This is a genomic window from Lelliottia wanjuensis (assembly GCF_030238365.1).
Lineage (GTDB): Bacteria > Pseudomonadota > Gammaproteobacteria > Enterobacterales > Enterobacteriaceae > Enterobacter > Enterobacter wanjuensis.
The window spans coordinates 23130-38414 of record NZ_JASSOT010000079.1 but is presented as its reverse complement, the minus strand read 5'-3'; the positions used below and the strand labels follow the sequence as shown (position 1 = coordinate 38414).

Annotated in this window: 24 protein-coding genes and 1 pseudogene; 8 read left to right on the top strand and 17 right to left on the bottom strand. The window is 51.8% G+C overall.

The genetic code is table 11. From position 1 onward, the window contains the following. From QQF33_RS24210 to QQF33_RS24195, 4 genes are read left to right on the top strand one after another with little or no spacing between them, the layout of a single operon-like run. Positions 1 to 1341: a type VI secretion system ImpA family N-terminal domain-containing protein gene (locus QQF33_RS24210; protein ID WP_285158745.1), complete on the top strand. Its 1341-nt coding sequence runs from the start codon at positions 1 to 3 to the stop codon at positions 1339 to 1341. Between the two features lie 21 nt (positions 1342 to 1362). Continuing rightward, positions 1363 to 1842 (top strand): Hcp family type VI secretion system effector, encoded by a 480-nt coding sequence (locus tag QQF33_RS24205; protein WP_285148343.1) that lies wholly within the window; start codon positions 1363 to 1365, stop codon positions 1840 to 1842. 35 nt (positions 1843 to 1877) lie between these two features. Further along, positions 1878 to 2729, top strand: coding sequence for a glucosaminidase domain-containing protein (locus QQF33_RS24200; RefSeq protein WP_285148344.1), 852 nt, complete (start codon positions 1878 to 1880; stop codon positions 2727 to 2729). Positions 2730 to 2731: 2 nt separating this feature from the next. Next, positions 2732 to 3070, top strand: a complete 339-nt coding sequence (locus tag QQF33_RS24195) for a hypothetical protein (protein ID WP_285148346.1) — start codon at positions 2732 to 2734, stop codon at positions 3068 to 3070. 74 nt (positions 3071 to 3144) lie between these two features. Here QQF33_RS24195 and QQF33_RS24190 read toward each other — a convergent pair whose 3' ends face one another. Further along, entirely contained in the window at positions 3145 to 3918 is a 774-nt protein-coding gene (locus QQF33_RS24190; RefSeq protein ID WP_285148348.1) for a hypothetical protein, read from the bottom strand. 510 nt (positions 3919 to 4428) lie between these two features. After that, on the bottom strand, positions 4429 to 5328 hold the full coding sequence (locus QQF33_RS24185; RefSeq protein WP_285148396.1) for a WYL domain-containing protein: 900 nt from the start codon (positions 5326 to 5328) through the stop codon (positions 4429 to 4431). Positions 5329 to 5426: 98 nt separating this feature from the next. Here QQF33_RS24185 and QQF33_RS24180 point away from each other — a divergent pair, with 98 nt between their 5' ends. The 3 genes from QQF33_RS24180 to QQF33_RS24170 all read left to right on the top strand — a co-directional run bounded on the left by QQF33_RS24180 (position 5427) and on the right by QQF33_RS24170 (position 6071). After that, positions 5427 to 5600, top strand: coding sequence for a hypothetical protein (locus QQF33_RS24180; RefSeq protein WP_285148397.1), 174 nt, complete (start codon positions 5427 to 5429; stop codon positions 5598 to 5600). A gap of 158 nt (positions 5601 to 5758) precedes the next feature. Continuing rightward, the gene (locus QQF33_RS24175) at positions 5759 to 5881 is read left to right on the top strand and encodes a hypothetical protein (protein ID WP_285148398.1); all 123 of its coding nucleotides are present in this window, start codon (positions 5759 to 5761) and stop codon (positions 5879 to 5881) included. 16 nt (positions 5882 to 5897) lie between these two features. Then, entirely contained in the window at positions 5898 to 6071 is a 174-nt protein-coding gene (locus QQF33_RS24170; protein WP_285148399.1) for a hypothetical protein, read from the top strand. 19 nt (positions 6072 to 6090) lie between these two features. Here the strand turns inward: QQF33_RS24170 and QQF33_RS24165 are convergent, their stop codons facing one another. Next, entirely contained in the window at positions 6091 to 6951 is an 861-nt protein-coding gene (locus QQF33_RS24165; protein WP_285158744.1) for a DUF4942 domain-containing protein, read from the bottom strand. A gap of 184 nt (positions 6952 to 7135) precedes the next feature. Between QQF33_RS24165 and QQF33_RS24160 the strand changes: the two genes are divergently transcribed. Beyond that, a complete protein-coding gene (locus QQF33_RS24160) occupies positions 7136 to 7360 on the top strand; it encodes a hypothetical protein (RefSeq protein WP_285148402.1) in 225 nt (74 codons plus the stop codon). Between the two features lie 67 nt (positions 7361 to 7427). Here QQF33_RS24160 and QQF33_RS24155 read toward each other — a convergent pair whose 3' ends face one another. The 14 genes and pseudogenes from QQF33_RS24155 to QQF33_RS24090 form a co-directional block, all read right to left on the bottom strand. Further along, positions 7428 to 8087 carry a metallophosphoesterase gene (locus tag QQF33_RS24155; protein ID WP_285148403.1) on the bottom strand — a complete coding sequence of 220 codons (660 nt, stop codon included), beginning with the start codon at positions 8085 to 8087 and terminating at the stop codon, positions 7428 to 7430. Positions 8088 to 8159: 72 nt separating this feature from the next. Next, positions 8160 to 8362: pseudogene (locus QQF33_RS24150) on the bottom strand (hypothetical protein). Positions 8363 to 8392: 30 nt separating this feature from the next. Beyond that, complete coding sequence (locus QQF33_RS24145) at positions 8393 to 8884, bottom strand: DUF5983 family protein (protein WP_285148405.1); 492 nt, start codon at positions 8882 to 8884, stop codon at positions 8393 to 8395. A 14-nt stretch (positions 8885 to 8898) separates the two neighbouring features. Then, the gene (locus tag QQF33_RS24140) at positions 8899 to 9687 is read right to left on the bottom strand and encodes a hypothetical protein (protein WP_285148407.1); all 789 of its coding nucleotides are present in this window, start codon (positions 9685 to 9687) and stop codon (positions 8899 to 8901) included. 57 nt (positions 9688 to 9744) lie between these two features. Continuing rightward, complete coding sequence (locus tag QQF33_RS24135) at positions 9745 to 10095, bottom strand: TA system toxin CbtA family protein (protein ID WP_285148408.1); 351 nt, start codon at positions 10093 to 10095, stop codon at positions 9745 to 9747. A 61-nt stretch (positions 10096 to 10156) separates the two neighbouring features. Further along, complete coding sequence (locus QQF33_RS24130) at positions 10157 to 10495, bottom strand: type IV toxin-antitoxin system YeeU family antitoxin (protein WP_285148409.1); 339 nt, start codon at positions 10493 to 10495, stop codon at positions 10157 to 10159. Positions 10496 to 10520: 25 nt separating this feature from the next. Continuing rightward, a complete protein-coding gene (locus QQF33_RS24125) occupies positions 10521 to 10742 on the bottom strand; it encodes a DUF987 family protein (protein ID WP_285148452.1) in 222 nt (73 codons plus the stop codon). Continuing rightward, positions 10739 to 11275 carry a RadC family protein gene (gene radC / locus QQF33_RS24120; RefSeq protein WP_285148411.1) on the bottom strand — a complete coding sequence of 179 codons (537 nt, stop codon included), beginning with the start codon at positions 11273 to 11275 and terminating at the stop codon, positions 10739 to 10741. The genes QQF33_RS24125 and radC overlap by 4 nt, the downstream gene beginning before the upstream one ends. 10 nt (positions 11276 to 11285) lie before the next feature. After that, positions 11286 to 11729, bottom strand: coding sequence for an antirestriction protein (locus tag QQF33_RS24115; protein ID WP_285158743.1), 444 nt, complete (start codon positions 11727 to 11729; stop codon positions 11286 to 11288). A gap of 170 nt (positions 11730 to 11899) precedes the next feature. After that, a complete protein-coding gene (locus tag QQF33_RS24110) occupies positions 11900 to 12721 on the bottom strand; it encodes a DUF932 domain-containing protein (RefSeq protein ID WP_285148414.1) in 822 nt (273 codons plus the stop codon). Positions 12722 to 12811: 90 nt separating this feature from the next. Next, complete coding sequence (locus QQF33_RS24105) at positions 12812 to 12934, bottom strand: hypothetical protein (protein ID WP_285148415.1); 123 nt, start codon at positions 12932 to 12934, stop codon at positions 12812 to 12814. An 80-nt stretch (positions 12935 to 13014) separates the two neighbouring features. Next, on the bottom strand, positions 13015 to 13482 hold the full coding sequence (locus QQF33_RS24100; RefSeq protein ID WP_285148416.1) for a hypothetical protein: 468 nt from the start codon (positions 13480 to 13482) through the stop codon (positions 13015 to 13017). Next, complete coding sequence (locus QQF33_RS24095; protein WP_285148417.1) at positions 13479 to 14036, bottom strand: DUF4234 domain-containing protein; 558 nt, start codon at positions 14034 to 14036, stop codon at positions 13479 to 13481. Before QQF33_RS24095 ends, QQF33_RS24100 begins: the two co-directional genes overlap by 4 nt. A gap of 468 nt (positions 14037 to 14504) precedes the next feature. Beyond that, positions 14505 to 15224, bottom strand: coding sequence for a hypothetical protein (locus QQF33_RS24090; RefSeq protein WP_285148418.1), 720 nt, complete (start codon positions 15222 to 15224; stop codon positions 14505 to 14507). Positions 15225 to 15285 lie beyond the last annotated feature (61 nt).

Genomic DNA, 15285 nt, shown 5'->3' with positions numbered 1-15285 from the left:
ATGAGTAGCAATCACGCACTGACACAGACCATCATGACCGGCAGCGATCCGCGGGATCTGCCGGAGTTCAGCGCCATTCGGGAGGAGATTAACAAGGCCAACCATCCGTCGCAGCCGGAGCTGAACTGGAAGCTGGTGGAGTCGCTGGCGTTGACGATCTTTAAAACCAACGGGGTAGATCTGCATACCGCAACTTACTACACCCTGGCCCGGACCCGCTCGCAGGGCCTGGCAGGTTTCTGCGAAGGCGTCGAGCTGCTGGCGGCGATGATAAGCCATGAGTGGGAGACCTTCTGGCCGCAAAGCGGCCCGGCGCGCACTGAGATGCTGGACTGGCTCAACATCCGCACCGGCACGATTCTGCGTCAGCAAATCGCCTTTTCGGAGTCTGACCTGTCGCTGCTATACCGCACCGAACGTGCATTGCAGCTTATTTGCGACAAACTTCAGCAGGTGGAACTCAAACGGCAACCGCGCGTGGAAAACCTACTGTATTTTGTGCAGAACACGCGCAAAAAGTTCGAGCCACAGCCCAAGCACAGTGCAGATACAGCGGCACAAAACCCCGTCAGAACGCTGGTTTATGCCCCTGAGAGTGCGCCATCCACGGCAGAGGTCATTCCCCCGCTGCCCGATCTACCTGAAATGAAGGTGCAGGTGCGCGGACTGACAGACGGCAAGCGCGTGAAAGAGGGCAATACTTTCAAAGGCTTTATCGCAGGAGTGGCCAATAGCGTCGCGATTGCTGCTGCACTCTGGTGGTGGCAGGTGTACCCCACGCAGCAGGTGCTCGCACAGGTCAACGACAGCGTGCAGGGTGCGGCGACGGTCTGGCTGGCCTCGCCAGAGCTGGGAAGTTATCAACGCAGACTTGAGCAACAGCTCGGTTCCTCCTCGCTACAGCCGCTGGAGATCGGGATGCAGATAATGCACACCGCAGACAGTCGATGGCCGGAAAGTCAGCAACAGCAGCAGGCGACTGCCAGATGGAATGAGACGTTAAAAACCCGCGCGCAAAACAGCCCGCAGCTCAGGGGCTGGTTGCAGACGCGGCAGGATCTACGCGCTTTTGCCGATCTGGTTATGAGACGTGAAAAAGAGGGGCTGACGCTGTCGTATATCAAAAACGTGGTCTGGCAGGCAGAGCGAGGGTTAGGCCAGGAAACCCCACTGGAATCCCTGTTAACGCAATATCAGGACGCGCAGGCGCAGGGCCAGAATACCGACACGCTGGAAAAGCAAATCAACGATCGGCTGGATGGAATATTAAGCCGCTGGCTGCTGCTGAAAACCCATACCCTGCCGGAAGCGGCGACGATTAATACAGGTGCCGGGGAATAACCCTGGCCAGAGGAGTTTATTATGGCAAATCTTGTTTATCTCACACTGAACGGTGACCTGCAGGGACTGATTTCAGCAGGCTGTTCATCGCAGGACTCTATTGGTAATAAAGCACAGATTGCGCATACGGATCAGATTATGGTTCTGGCGCTGAATCACGGCCTGATTAGAGCGCAGAATGTTAACCATCTGGCACTAACCATTCAGAAGCCCGTCGATAAATCGTCACCTTTGTTGACTAAATCGATAACTGAAAATGAGTGTCTGACCTGTGATTTTGAATACTACCGTACCAATCGCTTTGGTATTAATGAATTATTTTACAAAGTGAAACTGATTAAGGCCCGCATTTCGAGTATACATAGTGAGGTACCGCACACCATCACCAACAGTCAGGGACAGCCAGAGGAATCAATATCGTTCACGTATGAAAGCATTACCCAGGAACACTGCATCGCAGGAACCAGTGTATACAGTTTGTGGGAAGAGCGAATTTTCTAGTGTGGATGCATTATTGAAAATAGAAAGGAGGGTGTATGAGATGGAGAATTCACCATGCGGTCGGGATGAATCAGCCAAATTTTCCAAGCGATGTTAGAAAAATTCAGATTTTACTGAACAGAGCTACCCGCGAAGATAATATTGAAACGCTAAAGGAAGATGGAATATGGGGGCCAAAAACCTGTGCCCGGTTAGTTATGTTCCAAAGAAAGCATGTTCATTTTTTACTCCCGGATGCCATAGTTAATCGGCATGGCCCGACCTTTGACGCACTACGGGGGACGCACCTTGAGGCTTCACAACTTCATAAGCATGATGCGATTATACCGGATAGTAATACTATTAATCAGTTAGCTCAGCGGGCATCATTACCGCTATCGACGAAGCAAACGGAATGGATTAACAGATCGTTACCTGCCGCTGTTATGGTTAAACGTAATTGGGGAGTACCGATTGCTGTAACAATTTCACAGGGGGCTTTCGAGTCAGACTGGGGACATCGTGCTCCTGGAAATATGTATTTTGGTGTAAAGGGAAAGTCACCTAAAGGTAACTCGATAGATGTTACAACTCACGAAATGTCGGGAGGAGTATCGTCTAAAATTAAAGATAGTTTTCGCTCGTATGATACACTGGAGCAATCTGCAGATGATTATGGACGGTTTCTTACGGTCAATAAAAGATATGCGGCAGCATTTAGCTTCCCCAATGATCCTGAAAAATTTATTCATGAAATAGCCAAAGCTGGATATGCAACAAACCCTAACTATGAGAAAAGGATAGTAAGTATTATGCGCACGACTGGAATAAAAGATTACGATAATCCAGTTGCCTTTGTTTCTATGTGTTACATAAATCCAATGTATTACTTCAGTTTAGTAGGGTAACCATGAAAAAATTGATCGCTATTACATTACTCGGTTGTGCCATATTGAGCACAAATGTTTTTTCGGCACAATTACCACCTGTTGCACAGAAGGTAAAAAATATAGCTGAGAAAAATAAGTTACTTTACTCCCCAGAATGTACCGATTATTTATATATGCCTGACAGTGAACCAGGAATAGATTCTGTTATTGTGGTTGAAAAGCATGAAGGTAGTTGCCCCGGGGATCCGGGCACGCAGCCAAGATTATTCACTGTCAATATAGACCAAAAAACACATGAAATGACATCGGATATTAATGATCCTACAGAGCCTGAGTTTTCGGCATTTCCTGCGAAGTGAGAGAGTTTTGGGTTAAGACAGTATCTATTAATTGACGGGCCGATAAATCCTAAGCCCGTCAGCTAAAAGCAGATTTACTGATAGCGATTTGCCAGATCTTTTACCATAGAAGCATAGGTGTTTTGCTTAAGCCGGGCAATTTGTTGGTCGATAGTATCAGCATTGATTTTTTTGTCTGACAGAGGGACCGTGACTTTGTATTCATAATTCGCCGGTGACCAACTGGCCCATTCGCCCGTTGCCACGTCCACAAGGGTGAATCGCACCAGGTAACGCAGTGAGGTAGTGTTCGTTACCTTTTCATTTTTATAGTCTGACCAGACAGTGGTTTTGGTGGCGGGATCATATTTACCCGACTGCAGTAAATCCTGATATACGATGATGGCTTTCTGATGGCCTTTTGCCGCTACATAGCGCAGCGCCTGCATCCAGTTCATATTCTCTGCGATGACAGCTTCATTGTTTTCATCCTTTTCTTTGTTGCAGGAAATCACTTTCTGTCGGTCAGGTATACCTGAGAACGTTGCCACGGAATAATACTGACTCATCTCCTGCTGCATAAGCGTCTCGGGTGCGCGACTACCGGATTGTACCAAAATGATTTTTGAATTTAGTGGCACATGGAATTCGTCTTCTTCGAGTGCTGCCTGAATATCCTCTTCAGTCACTGCCAGTGTGGTTTCGTTGCCAAAAATATCTTTATCCGTTAATTGGACAGAAGGGTTTTTACTGACGTTACTCTCCGTACCTGACACACCTGTTTTTTTCGCATCAATAGGGGAGTGGACTGCGCATCCCGTGAGTAAAAGTGCTGACATATATAGCAATGCTATTGACCTGAAATTCATAATTCGCTCCCTGAATGATAGTTAAATTATTCCGCTGATATTTTATATGTTGTGTTAATTATATACCTGCATCTGGCGTTGGCAAAATGGAATAAATATATTCATTTGCTCAATACATTTAATAGGAGTGTGTTTGGGTGGTGTCTATTTTAATAGCACTTCGTTTTCAGCCTTACATAAAACGGCTCTGGTTTAATCGAGGAGAGTGGGGCTAAGGATAAGGGCGTGGACAGGTCTGAAGAACCTCAAAACCCCAAAAGCAAAAACCCGCCTTGTGGGCGGGTTCTTTAAATAGTGGTGCCCGGACTCAGAACCAAACTGAATGCAAAATAACGTTGATATCTCTGCGTTTTATCTAATTCTAAAAACATAGAGGCCCCCATTTGGGCCCCCTGATGCGGTTTGATCACTTTTCAACTAAAAAATGACGCTCTGCATTTTGGCTGTGAACTGGTACGTTCTCGCTCACCGGAATCGTACCAAGCACAACCAGATGATGATAACACTATTTCAGCGGAACAGATTTTCTGCGCATTGAATCTGTCTGAGGCTTTCGCTGTTATCCAGTTTAAAATTGTAGTAACCCTTCTCATCAACCCCTACATCAATCTTCCAGTTTTGTCTGACAAAATAGGCGAATGCAGCTTTACAGATAATTGTTTTCTTACCATCAACCAATCCAAACTCCCGCGTCAGTGATGTCTCTCTCTTACACTTATCATGAATAGAAATCTGCAATGGTAGTAAAGTATGCCATGCTTCGTCTTTTGGCATGCTTTCGTGAAGCATTGGTTTATCATTTCGCAACCATTGTGCCGATTTTACCCTTGTCATTTTAAAGTTTTTGAATCCACTTTTTTCAGGATCTTTGTTCCGATCGTAGGCTCTGAAATACCAGTGTTTGCGATCCACAAAAACAGCTGTGGGGTATAGCTGTCGTTCATCATGATCATCGCTTGATGACGAAAGATAACAACAGTGTATCCCTGAGTTGCTATAAATTGCGCGAGTAATGGCTGCTATGTCGCTCTCCTGAAGTGAATCCATGACCATGAGCGTGTCTATGGATTCTGCCGGGATATATGACGTTCGTGTAACCAACTCATTGCGACAGAAACCGTGCAGCACAAACTCAAGAGCTGTATAAGTATCCAGTTTTATCAGGGGGTAAAATGCCCCCTCCGCTACAACTGTTGTTCTGGCTGCGTTGTTTTTGTCTGTGTTTTGTGGGCGAAACTGCTTGTATAGCTTTAGATCGTTTGATGCTGTTGCCTGACCAATTTTGAACTCCTCAATCAGATCGTTTCGAGCGATCTCCCCAAGGTATCTTAATCTGAAATCAATGAAAGCAAGCCGCTCAGCCTGCTGGAGCGACTCCTTATCGACCAGCTCTTCGAATGATGATTCCATAAATTTTCCTTTTTGTGAGTATAAAAATTATATTCGCTTGATCGAATTTTTTCAAGTTGCTAGTATGGAGGCTCATTAATCAAGCAGGAGCAGGACCAATGGCTAAGAATGCACCGTATGGTGATAACCGCAGAGTCGGGATGGTAAAAGAACGTTCTCAGACGTTTAATCCCCAGACAGAGCAGTGGGTTAAGCGAGATACAACTACCGGGAGGTTTATGGATGTAAAACAAGACGGAAGCCCATTTAAGGGGGTAAGGAAAGAAAAATAACAGGGCGGCATTTTTCAACGCCGCCCTACAAATCAGTATCAGCGTGGCACTTAAGGTGAGAGTTAAGTGCTGATAAACAGCAGCCACAAGATTCGTTGTTCTTAACAGTACAATTTTTTACTGAAAAAGCAACCTTCCTGTGGCTCTAAGGAGGGCTTATGCCTGCAATCGAAGAACAAGTGTATATTTTTCGTCCGTACATTACTGTAAAGGGGCGACGAATTACTCGTCCTAATGGTGGGATGTTTAAGATCCCTGTTAAAGACAAAAAGCCAGGTTAATCGCAGGGGAGTTGTTGTGAACAACAAAGAATCAACGCGCTGCCCTCGCTGCAATGAATCTGCTGAAGGCATCCTCTCAATTGAAATGTTATTTGGTTTCAGAAATCTGAGAGGGCAGAAAAAACCTCAGTCACATTGCCGGGCATGCCGTATTGAAGAGTTGCGTCTTTCGCGTCAACTTGCTGCATGATTTTATCAACCAGACTCATTTACGAGTCTGGTTTTTTAGCAGCCAGCATCCCCGGATAGTGTTTTGCGATTATGTCGTTCATCTTTTCCATCAGGTCGGGGCGCTTGAAAGTTACGTGTGCTGAGCCCCTCTGAAAGTAGCGGATTGAGACATATTCGTCGTCAAAGTTCTGGCAGTGCGGATTTTGCTGAAAATGGCTGGACAACCGACAGGCAATATCAGCACGGTTATCCGGTACTGGCTTGCCATCCAGCAGGTGCAGCATACGCTCCAGGTCCACTAACTGATCCCGCCGCCATCCCCACGTCAGTCCGTAACCCCATTTATCGTACTTCATCATATTGTTGATAATGATCTTTCGCCCGAACGAGCAAGGCGAATTGCTTTTATAATTCCAGCTCAGGTGTCTGAAGACGTTAATCACGCCACGTTCGAAGACTTCACCTTTGCTGTTGTGCAACTGCTTAAAGGTAGAGAGGATGTTCGCTTCGCTGATTTCAGGAATATCGTCTCCCTCAAGGTTTCTGTCCCACTGGTCGCGTGCCTGAGCGTCCATTAAACTCAGCATTCCCGATTTCTTCATCAAGTCACGCCAGATGCTGCGATCAAGATTGCAGGTAATGGTTTTCATCGCAGTTTCTGTTTTCTCCATAAGCCAGCAACCACAGCGAAAATCCTGCTTCATGGCCCAGTCTAAGGCGGTTTTGCCACCGATACTTTGCGTCAGTCGCGAGATCTCTGCGATCTGGTTTATCACCCCTTCGATCTGCTGCAATGTGTTTTGACGTACGGTAACGATTCGCTCGATGCTTGTGGAGCAAATGACGTCGTGCTGCCCTGTGAGGACTTCGGGTTCGGCGTGTGTAGAAAGCGCAGGCATGGTGGCCTCCTTGTATATGAAAGAAAAAAGCCAGCCTGTTGAAGGGCTGGCGTTTATGTCGGTAAGGTAAAATGCTGAAAACAGGCTGAAGAAACATCTGGTTAAGCGAAGTTACAGCTGTGGTATGGGTGTGCTGATACTGTCGCTGCGGTTATTGACTTCCCCTGAGAAAGGAACTGAACGGATGAAAAAAATCGTAACGGGCGCCGTGCTGACTGCGCTGGTAATGGTGTCGTTCTCCACCATGGCGCAAGCGGATCGTGCGCAAATGCGCCAGAATTTTGAAACGAAGATGGTGCAGCCCTGCCAGGGCAAGAAAGCGGGTGATGAAGTGACCATCACTACCCGCCGTGGCGACAAAGTACAGGCCGTGTGCACCCTGACGGCGGTACCAAAGCCACAGTCCTGATTCATTTCAGTGACGATAACAATTGAAGCCTGTTGGGAAACCTGCAGGCTTTTTCGCTCCTGTGCTTTCAAACTCCCTGAATTTGCAATAATGTCAGATTGCCGGTGACCACTGCGCCGGTATCAATGTAGTGCTGGTTAGCGAATATCTGCGGTGCGGAAACGGGTGTATGGCCGAAGATAAATCTGTCAGCACCGGTTATCTCCTGGTAGAGCCCCTTTTGCGATGCCTCAATACGCTCCCGACTCCAGAGCAACGCTGCCTCATCGACGGATTTGTTAAAGGTGTAATGACTGGCCGGATAATCGGCGTGACAGATGACGATCGTCTGGTTGCCCGTTTGTACCTCGATCACTAACGGTAGTGCGTCAATGAGTGGGAGAAGTGCTGATACCGCTTTCTGTTCTGCGTGACTGAGTTCGAAGAACCAGTGGCCGCCATAGCACTGCCATTCGTCCCCGTCATCAGCAGCCTGCAGATAATCCAGTAAATATTGCTCGTGGTTGCCGCGTACTGCCCGGAACCAGGGATGTTTCAGTAGCGCCAGACATTCGAGATTTTCCTCACCGCGATCGATAAGATCACCGACTGACAGCAGCAGATCCTGCCCTGTATCAAAACCTGCCTTCTGAAGCTTTTGTTGTAGCAGACTGTGGCATCCATGCAGATCGCCGATGACCCAGATGTTTCGCCAGTCAGCACCGTTAATGCGCAAATAAACAGACATTCATTTTCCTTTTATAAAGATTGAATCAGCAGCGTACCTTGTGCCACTGACACAACAGATCAGTGGCAGGGGTTACTGTCGCGGGGAGGGGCGCTGCAGAAGTTGAAGGTGGTGCATGTCCCGAACGTCAGCCAGCGCTGTGCGATACAGGACAAGAGCGCTGCTGGATCGGTGCGGTCAATATCGTTGTCGAAGATGATCGGGGATTCACAATCGATATTGTCCTGCAGCCAGTCGATGAGGATCTGTAGCCCCTGTTCTGTCGTGGGTGGCATAGTGTTATTTCCCCGCTGCGTTGTGAAAGGTCACCAGTCAAAAACGTCGAATCCCGGCAGCAGTTCACCGAAGGCATCGAAATGGATGAGACTGAGTGCATACCGGCGCTGAAGTGTGACGACCAGACGACGGCAGGCTTTCGACAGTCCGAGCCGTTTGAGGCGTAGCACCGGAAACGACCATGCATCCAGACGCAACAGATAGCCTGAGCCGGTGTAGTGCACCCATTCGGCATCGCCATACGCTTCAGATTGCTGCGAGAGTGCATGTAGCAACGCGTTGTCCTCACTGGTGATATGCGCGGTACTGCAGCACAGGCCGTTAAGCTGTGTACCGAAGGGCAGCGAGTCTTCGACGACAATCTGACCGGGCTGGTCAGCGATACGCAGCAGCGTGCCATGGGTGTTGACAGCATCGACCAGTGTAGCCAGCTCAATACCGTCCATATCCACAGCAATACGGTCCCCGTTGAGTGGCATCGCGGCGAGTGCTCCGGCTTCAATATTCACTGAAATTTTCATTGTATGGTTTCCTTTTAAGCAGCCCGGTAAAAACTTTGCCAGGCGGACAGCTGCTGGCTGATATGCTCGCGGGCTTCGAGAATCAGCTCGTAGATAACCGCGCGGCTGAGCCAGTGGCGGGGTTTATCGTCGGTTTCAATCAGCGTTTCAGGCAGCCACTGCTGGGCGATAATGTCGCCGGTGGTGTGGCAGATAATCTCCAGGCGCACGGTTAACAGGCGGGCGTGATGGCGCAGCAGACTGACCAGGCAGGACTCCACCGCCGTTTCGTCAATAGTACCGTCGTGGCGATACGTGGCATCCGGCATATCGGCGACTGCCCGCAGTTCAAAGTGTTGCGTCTGACGACTGAACAGAATTTCGTTTCCCGATTGTGGTGTGGTGGCTTCCAGCAAGTGATAAGCGGTTTGTTCCGCCAGGGCACAGAGGTCGCGAATATCGGCCTGCAGTGCCCGAAAGAACGTGAGGAAGGCCGGGTCTTCATCGTCGGGAAAATCCTCAGCCACGGTGGTGATGCAACCCGCGTGACAATAGTGACTGCTCAGCGCATTGCGCTGCAGGGTGACGGTGATGTCACTCAGGGTCAGCAGCACGGTCAGATGCTGTGCTTCAGCATCAGACAGGGACTGACGACGGGCAAGGTGTGGCAGCAGGGTGAGCAGGTGGTCGCGGCTCAGTGAACCGTAAAATGCACAACCGTCACCCTGAGTGTGCGAAAGCTGCCATTGCCACGCCAGGTGAACGGGCCAGCCCGCATCCTGTAACAACTGTTGCCCGTGTCGTTTCATCAGTAAATCGAACATAAAGCGTCCTTGTGGGGAAGTGGAGCGCAGCGCCTGATGTGACGCTGCGGGAGTGGGTTATGCTGTGGTGGCGGGAGCGGGAAAACGCACCCGGCTTAAGCCGGTGGCATGGCGGGCCAGCAGAATGTCAGTCGGGGTTAAAAACGGCTCCTGTTCGGTGATGCTGAACCCGGTGCGGTCGGTTCGCACCAGACCGTAGCGTTCAACGACGTAGTTAATGGCGTCCATCGGTGACAGCGCCCGGTCGATGTGTTCCTGAATGACGGTGTCGTCAGAAAACGGCGTATCGCTGAGCTCAAGGCCGTAGTGCCGGTTGAGCAGATGGGCCAGCAGTTTTTGCCAGGCTTCCAGGGGCGACAGGCGTGGGGTAACCGCTGCCGGTGGAGGCAGGGCGAGGGTGTTTTGCATGGGATTGTCCTTATAAAGAAAGCGCTTTGCCCGGCGTGTCCGGGTGGGGAACTGAGTGGTGTTATTGCGCGGTGTAAGTCGGGTAAATCGTGGCGTACACGTAGCCGAATGAGCCGTTGGTGTCAGATTCACAGGTCAGGCCGTTCAGCGTGCAGCGGTGACGTTTTGCCCTGCGCGGGTCAAGCTGCCAGCTTTTCAGCGCTGCCTCCATCTGCTTAACAAACTGCGGAAAGGAGGCTTCCAGCGCCTGCAACTGCTCCGGCGTAAATTCGCCGCTCAGCCCCGCGCGGTCAGCAAGGTAGTGCAGGTTGTGGCCTTCCTGAACCAGGCGAGCGCCAAACGAGGGCGTGATATCGTCCCGCAGACCCCAGACGGGCGCAGGTGAATGGTTTTCAGACATAGTGGTATTCCCGTGATTAAAAGGATTAACGCAGGGTGACGCAGCGCAGAACGGCATACGGGCCGTGGCGGTCCTGACGACGTTCGGCGAAGACCGCGAGCACGCCAGGAATATCCCGCACTTTTCGGCCCTGGTAATAGCAGACGCTGCCGGCCCAGCGGTAACGGCCCCGACAGTACGCAGCCAGCCGGGCACCGGGTGTCTGCCGGAACAGGTGCATGGCCTGACGTTTGGGGATGATGTTCATAGCCACCCCGATTCAGCAAACGAGAGGATTTCGCGGTGGCCGACGACAAAATGGTCCAGGACGCTGATGTCGATCAGTGCCAGCGCTTTGACCAGCCGTTCGGTTATTACCCGGTCGGCCTGGCTCGCTTCACAGTCCCCTGACGGATGGTTGTGTGCCAGAATCACCGCTGCGGCATTGTGGCGCAGGGCAAACTTCACCACTTCCCGGGGCTGAACTTCGGTGTGGTTTATCGTGCCGGTAAACAGCGTTTCATGCGCCAGCAGGCGATGCTGGTTATCCAGCAACAAGACCATAAAGACTTCGCGCTCCAGCGGTGCCAGTTGCAGGCGTAACCAGTCGCGGGTGGCCTCTGATGACGTAAAGGCCACGCCGGGCTGGCGCAGGTGTCGCTCCAGCAGGCTGATGGCCCGACGGATAGTGCGTTGTGCGTACGGTGTTAACGTGGGCAGTATCTCTGAGCCAGCTGGGATGCAGAATAAATCCGGCTGTGTGGGAGAGACCATCGAAACCAGCGAGAGTGCTGTGTTCATCTTCACCTCCTCAGTCAATTAACCGCATAATGCCGCTGCATTCCGGATGCGCCAGGGCGTAGTCGCGCAGGCGGTAAAAATGCTCCCCGATGGCTGTGCACCCCGTCCGGCAGGCATGATGACTCCAGGCCATCAGCGACACCGCAATGCCGGTGGCTTCGGTGCTGAGCTCCGCGTCATTGCCATTGTGCTCGTTAAACAGCGTGTAATGCGCCTGCTCCGGTGGCACCAGAAACGCCCCACCGTTGGACAGCGTATAAAACTCCCACACGCCCCCCTGATAGTCGGTGCTCCACAGGTCGAGCCAGGAGAACACCTGCGGTTCGAGGAACACCCACTGGCGGACCTTTCCGAAGTGATGACCCCAGAAGGCAACGCGCTCTTCATCCGGGACTAATGTCGCGGTGATGACCGGTACGGCTGGTTGTGGTTGCGGGAATATTGCGTCAGTCATAAATAACTCCTGATAAATGAATTTGTTAAGTGAAAATGAGAAATGTGATAGCGAGCACGCCGGGTTGTCATCGCCCGGTTATGCTTAAGTGAAACGGGACTGTTTTGCGCCAGTACCCTTGCAGACGTTGCACCTCTCCACCGGTGGTATCAGGTGGAGTTTTTTTGCCCTCAGCGCAGCGCCTGTTGAAGCTCTTCTGCCATCACCCACAGCGCCCGGTTCAGCTTCAGGTCGCCATCAATGCCTTTTACGGCGCGGGTGTGACTGCGTTTGCCCTGTGCAGAACGACCGGACAGCCCGCCTTTTATCAGCGATTCCTGGAGTCGGTTAAACACCGTCCACAGGTCGCCGGACTCGTCCTGCCAGCGACGCGGTGCCAGCACCTGCGCTTCAGTCACGGGGTGATGAGCTTCACCAAAGCGGTAGGTCAGTGCCGCCTTAGCGAAGGCCTGTTGTGCGGGTGGCGGTAACAGCAGCGACTGCATGGCATCACGCTTTTCCTCCACACGGTCAAACACGCCGAGCACCTCGTATGCGCCTTCGATGACTTTCTCCACCACGTTTCCGCGATGCGGTACCCGAATCTCACCAAATGACTCTCCGCAGACGAGCGAGTTGGTGCACACTCCTCTGAAGTACCCCGGCAGCATCTGGTACGAACTGGAGCCGTCGTGACTGTTGAGCAAAATGATTTCGGGCACCTGCACCCCGGTGATTTGCCCGGCGCGACGCAGGCGGAGCAGGTGTTTGGTGTGCTCACGCCGTTCAGGGTCGCGAACACGTGACTGACAGGCAAAGAACGGCTCAAACCCTTCACGTTGTAGATTTTCCAGCAGCGTAATGGTGGGGATATACGCGTATTTCTCGCTGCGGGACTCATGTCGGTCTTCACTGAACACGCTGGGAACGCAGTGTTGCAGCTCCTCACGGGTTAAGGGCCGGTCACGGCGAATCTGATTTACCGCGCCGAAGCGGCTGGCTAATCGGACCATTGCAGAAACTCCTTAAAGGCATAAAAACGAAAAAGCCCTGCGGCGTATGACACGGCAGGGCGGTTGTAAGAAAAGGTTGCGGGTGCACAGTCAGACGTCGGGTTCAGCCATCAGCGGGATGCCGTCGCTGGCAATAAAGCGGTTGAGTCCCCGTCCGGCTTCAGCACGGATGAAAGGGCCATCGGGTAACAGAGTTTTCTCTGATGCAGACATCGTGGTCTCCTTAAAAGCAAAAAGCCCGCTCATCACTGAATGGGCCGGGGTTATGGTGCGTGTAGTAAAGGGCGACTGCTTTACTGGTTCAGGCAGTCCTGCCAGGTTTTGCCTTTCAGGGCCTCACTGAGCCCACGGGTGCTGAACGGTTTTGAATCACCGGTCTGCTGTGAGGTAAAGACCAGCATGTCACGGGCGCTGGTGTGTGCCAGGGCTTCAAACACCACCTGCGCAGGGGCTGGCTCATTCGGGAACAGCTTTTCGTTGTCCAGCTGATACGCCTGCCGGTTAATCATCAGGTAAAGCTTGTCCAGCCCTTCGGTGGAGGTGGCAGACCAGTTTTCCTGCCGTGAGCGAAGCGTGACGGTCATCTTCTGATTGCTGCAGCTGATGCTCAGCTCCTCACCCGCCTGATTGCGTGTGGTCAGCGCAAACTCCATCCCGCCGGTGTTGCCGTACCAGTTGCCCCACTCCTGCTCTGTCACAGCGGCCATGGCACAGGCCGATGCCAGCAGCCAGGAAAGCACGACCAGTGTGAAGCGTTTCATGGCTGACTCCCTTCACTGGTACCCGGTGCAGGCTGCTGAGTTGAGGCCTGCATCACCGGTTGCTGTTGCAGGTGTGCACGTAAAATCTGCTGCTTCGCCAGCGCATCCGGCAGGGCATTGATGCAGTAATTGACGTAATAAATACTGAAGGCAAAGGTGTAGAAGAGGTTCATCTTCAGTTCCAGCTGAAACTGCATCAGTGCATAGTGCTGCAGCGCTGCTCGTGCCTTAAACGCCCAGACGATATACAGCACCATCAGGGCGATGCTGAGAATGCCTGTAATGGCAATCATCACCACCGGGGTATGGATGTAGTTCATTTCGTCAATCTGCGGCATGGAATACGGGCGCAGGAAAGCACCCAGACCAAAGCAGACCGCCATCCAGATAATCAGTACGGATGACGAAAAGCGCTGGCCGGTTTCCTGCATAAGCGTGCCCTGGTTTTTGTACAGCCATATCAGCGGCCAGACACCGCCGGTGGCAACGGTCAGCAGGGCCAGATGCAGCGTAGGGGTAGCAAGCTTTTCTTTAAGGGTGGTGATACTCGACATTTTTAAAACTCCTTGTTTTTCAGACAATAGCGCCCCGGTATCGCACAGGTGTGCGACAGCCTTTCCGGTAAAAGGGAAATTGCAGCAGGGCAGGATTAACGGTTCAGAAAAAGAATGACGCGGGCGCGTCGGCAGTGTGTTGTGGCGGGTTTTAACTCCCTGAAACAGAACAAACAATGAGCCATTACGATAGCAAAATCGCCCGTGCAGATTGATCGTTTGTTTCTTTGAAAAATGCAGGGATTGATCGTTACGGACGATCAACTGAACTAAAAAACATCAGTAAAATCAGTATTGAGAATGATTGTGGTGATTAGTATTGATTGAGTGGATTTATTGCGTAATTAACGTGAGCTATACAGGGTCAGGCTGATTTTGATTCGCTGCGTGATTTTTCCGGCACGCTGAAAATCACCAGGAAAATTAGCAGCAGAAAAATGCCTTTAACGACAGCGCCAGGGGTCGAACTCATTGGAGTAATCCTTCAGGTTGTGAGACGGGGTTTAAAAAGGTGGTCCGGGCGATATGCCCGATAGTTCTCGTGGAGGCGATATCCACCGCGCCACTGACCACGCCTCCGGCGAGCGGTAGCAGCCGTACGATGTTTTCCGCACTGACCAGACCGGCACGGGTTGCCAGCAGGGCGAGAGTTTTCTCCGTAACCTGCTGCGCGACAGTTGCCGTCCAGCGGTCAACAGCCTGTAACGTCAGGTCCTGTAACAGCGCTTTGGCGGCATTGCCGCACAGGCACAGCCCGGCCAGTGCGCGGATGCGTTCGTCAGACAGCCGGTGTCGTCCGAGGCAGGCGAGGGCTGCGACCAGACGGGTCTGGAGAAACAGTACGCTGGTGATATTGAGCGGCAGTGTGACGGGCAACGCCACCACGCCGCCCATGCCGGAAAGAAAGCCGCTACTGCCTGCTTTGATGCTTTCCCAGTAAATCAGATTGCGGGCGGCAAGCAACGTGTCACCTCTGGCATCCGCGAGATAACGGGCAGCGAGGGTTTCGGCGGACTCGATACCGGCAATACCGCTGACGGCCTTGTCGTAGAGCCAGCCAGCAATGGCATGCAGATTACGGGGACGGCCTTCATACGCTTCCTCCGGGTCGCTGTCGTTATTGACGGCATCGCTGCTGTGCTCGTCATACTCTTCGTGTTCGTCGTCGTGGGGATAAATCGGCTCCATTGGCACTCCTGGTGAGTTACGGGCAAAAGAAAAGGCCGGAGCCACCCGCAAAGGTGAGTCC

Excerpts from the sequence above, each read along its gene's own strand:
- QQF33_RS24180 (WP_285148397.1), top strand. The coding sequence starts at position 5,427 with ATGGCTAAGAATGCACCGTATGGTGATAACCGCAGAGTCGGGATGGTA.
- QQF33_RS24130 (WP_285148409.1), bottom strand. The coding sequence starts at position 10,495 with ATGTCTGAAAACCATTCACCTGCGCCCGTCTGGGGTCTGCGGGACGAT.
- QQF33_RS24100 (WP_285148416.1), bottom strand. The coding sequence starts at position 13,482 with ATGAAACGCTTCACACTGGTCGTGCTTTCCTGGCTGCTGGCATCGGCC.
- QQF33_RS24210 (WP_285158745.1), top strand. The coding sequence starts at position 1 with ATGAGTAGCAATCACGCACTGACACAGACCATCATGACCGGCAGCGAT.
- QQF33_RS24095 (WP_285148417.1), bottom strand. The coding sequence starts at position 14,036 with ATGTCGAGTATCACCACCCTTAAAGAAAAGCTTGCTACCCCTACGCTG.
- QQF33_RS24165 (WP_285158744.1), bottom strand. The coding sequence starts at position 6,951 with ATGCCTGCGCTTTCTACACACGCCGAACCCGAAGTCCTCACAGGGCAG.
- QQF33_RS24140 (WP_285148407.1), bottom strand. The coding sequence starts at position 9,687 with ATGTTCGATTTACTGATGAAACGACACGGGCAACAGTTGTTACAGGAT.
- QQF33_RS24155 (WP_285148403.1), bottom strand. The coding sequence starts at position 8,087 with ATGTCTGTTTATTTGCGCATTAACGGTGCTGACTGGCGAAACATCTGG.
- QQF33_RS24110 (WP_285148414.1), bottom strand. The coding sequence starts at position 12,721 with ATGGTCCGATTAGCCAGCCGCTTCGGCGCGGTAAATCAGATTCGCCGT.
- QQF33_RS24105 (WP_285148415.1), bottom strand. The coding sequence starts at position 12,934 with ATGTCTGCATCAGAGAAAACTCTGTTACCCGATGGCCCTTTCATCCGT.
- QQF33_RS24160 (WP_285148402.1), top strand. The coding sequence starts at position 7,136 with ATGAAAAAAATCGTAACGGGCGCCGTGCTGACTGCGCTGGTAATGGTG.
- QQF33_RS24125 (WP_285148452.1), bottom strand. The coding sequence starts at position 10,742 with ATGAACATCATCCCCAAACGTCAGGCCATGCACCTGTTCCGGCAGACA.
- QQF33_RS24200 (WP_285148344.1), top strand. The coding sequence starts at position 1,878 with ATGAGATGGAGAATTCACCATGCGGTCGGGATGAATCAGCCAAATTTT.
- QQF33_RS24175 (WP_285148398.1), top strand. The coding sequence starts at position 5,759 with ATGCCTGCAATCGAAGAACAAGTGTATATTTTTCGTCCGTACATTACT.
- QQF33_RS24115 (WP_285158743.1), bottom strand. The coding sequence starts at position 11,729 with ATGACTGACGCAATATTCCCGCAACCACAACCAGCCGTACCGGTCATC.
- QQF33_RS24195 (WP_285148346.1), top strand. The coding sequence starts at position 2,732 with ATGAAAAAATTGATCGCTATTACATTACTCGGTTGTGCCATATTGAGC.
- QQF33_RS24205 (WP_285148343.1), top strand. The coding sequence starts at position 1,363 with ATGGCAAATCTTGTTTATCTCACACTGAACGGTGACCTGCAGGGACTG.
- radC (WP_285148411.1), bottom strand. The coding sequence starts at position 11,275 with ATGAACACAGCACTCTCGCTGGTTTCGATGGTCTCTCCCACACAGCCG.
- QQF33_RS24185 (WP_285148396.1), bottom strand. The coding sequence starts at position 5,328 with ATGGAATCATCATTCGAAGAGCTGGTCGATAAGGAGTCGCTCCAGCAG.
- QQF33_RS24190 (WP_285148348.1), bottom strand. The coding sequence starts at position 3,918 with ATGAATTTCAGGTCAATAGCATTGCTATATATGTCAGCACTTTTACTC.
- QQF33_RS24135 (WP_285148408.1), bottom strand. The coding sequence starts at position 10,095 with ATGCAAAACACCCTCGCCCTGCCTCCACCGGCAGCGGTTACCCCACGC.
- QQF33_RS24145 (WP_285148405.1), bottom strand. The coding sequence starts at position 8,884 with ATGAAAATTTCAGTGAATATTGAAGCCGGAGCACTCGCCGCGATGCCA.
- QQF33_RS24090 (WP_285148418.1), bottom strand. The coding sequence starts at position 15,224 with ATGGAGCCGATTTATCCCCACGACGACGAACACGAAGAGTATGACGAG.